The organism is Sphingomonas sp. (assembly GCF_035910975.1).
Taxonomy (GTDB): domain Bacteria; phylum Pseudomonadota; class Alphaproteobacteria; order Sphingomonadales; family Sphingomonadaceae; genus Sphingomonas.
This window is the reverse complement of the sequence record NZ_JAMHWM010000035.1, coordinates 1-1,094: the sequence shown is the minus strand read 5'-3', so window position 1 is coordinate 1,094 and position 1,094 is coordinate 1. Positions and strand designations below refer to the sequence as shown.

Sequence of the window (1,094 nt, the reverse complement as noted above, 5' to 3'; positions counted from 1 at the left end):
GCTACCAGACCCCGGCGGCGAGGTTGTGCGCAAATGCCTTGACGAGATCGAGCGGCTGACCGCCCACATCCTCGAACTCGAAAACGAGCTTGCCGCCGGCGTGCATACCTGCGGCCCGACGTGCCGCAAAACGCCGGTGTGCGCTGAGCGGGCGGACTTGCGCGAGGCGATCAGATCCTGCCTTGTGTACTGGCTCGGCGGCGAAAGCCCGGACGATTGCCCACACACGGTCGCCAAGATCAAAGCGTTGTGCGACTGGGATTCGCAACTCCCCGCCGCACGGAGCGCGCCATGAACATACTGGAACGCCTGCGCGCCGCCCGGTCTGCCGCCGTGACGTGCTCGGCGAGCAGGCATGCAGCCGAGATTGGCGAGACGATGGCGCGGTATGAGTGTTACCCGCTGACCGATGACCCAGGCGAAGCGCAGGAGGCTGGCGAGTCCATTGCCGCGACGGTGGCGGCGCTGTGGGAGGCGCGGGCAGAGGTGGAGAGGCTGCGCACGGATTTGGAAACGGCGGAACGCGCCCTCGACGCACAAACAGATTTCCGCGCAGAGATCGCACGCCTGCGGTCGAACCTCGCAGTGATCGAGGACGAAAAGAACGCCTACATCGAGTATGTAGGCGACGCGCTGGGGCAGGATCATGACGGCGAAACGCTATGGGACGCCGCGCAACGAGTCCTGTCCGAGCGGGACTGTCTGCGCGCCGACGCCGCCCGCCTCGACTGGCTGGCCGATCCGAACAACCAGATCGGCAACGTGGAACTGCCTACCGAATGCGTGCTCGCGCACCCCGAGTCGATGCGCGCGGCGATTGATATGGCGATGAGGATGGAGTGATGCGCCAGGGCCGAATTCCTAATTGCAATCTGGGCAGATTTGGGCAGATTCGATACTGGATATTAGGAGTCCGGGAACGGAGCATCAGGCGGGGTGAAGTTCGCCGTCCACCGCGCGCCGGTCTCGTAGATGACCTCGTCGATGTGGCCGATCCAGAAATTCACGTTGGTGTCGCCGCCGATGATCAGCGGCGCGCCGTTGTCGTACAGCGCGCCGCTCACGGTCTGCGATATGGCGGAGCTCCCGTTGAG

General features: G+C 64.6%; 3 protein-coding genes. 2 read left to right on the top strand and 1 reads right to left on the bottom strand.

What is annotated here, in order from left to right; translation table 11 throughout:
- The coding region (locus tag VYI76_RS13225; protein ID WP_326525270.1) for a hypothetical protein at positions 1-295 on the top strand (295 nt) is incomplete at its 5' end.
- Positions 292-843 carry a hypothetical protein gene (locus VYI76_RS13220; RefSeq protein WP_326525269.1) on the top strand — a complete coding sequence of 184 codons (552 nt, stop codon included), beginning with the start codon at positions 292-294 and terminating at the stop codon, positions 841-843. The genes VYI76_RS13225 and VYI76_RS13220, both read left to right, overlap by 4 nt.
- Before the next feature lie 62 nt (positions 844-905).
- Here the strand turns inward: VYI76_RS13220 and VYI76_RS13215 are convergent.
- Positions 906-1,094 (bottom strand): hypothetical protein (locus tag VYI76_RS13215; RefSeq protein ID WP_326525268.1); only part of this gene is annotated, 189 nt, incomplete at its 5' end.

Excerpts from the sequence above, each read along its gene's own strand:
- VYI76_RS13220 (WP_326525269.1), top strand. The coding sequence starts at position 292 with ATGAACATACTGGAACGCCTGCGCGCCGCCCGGTCTGCCGCCGTGACG.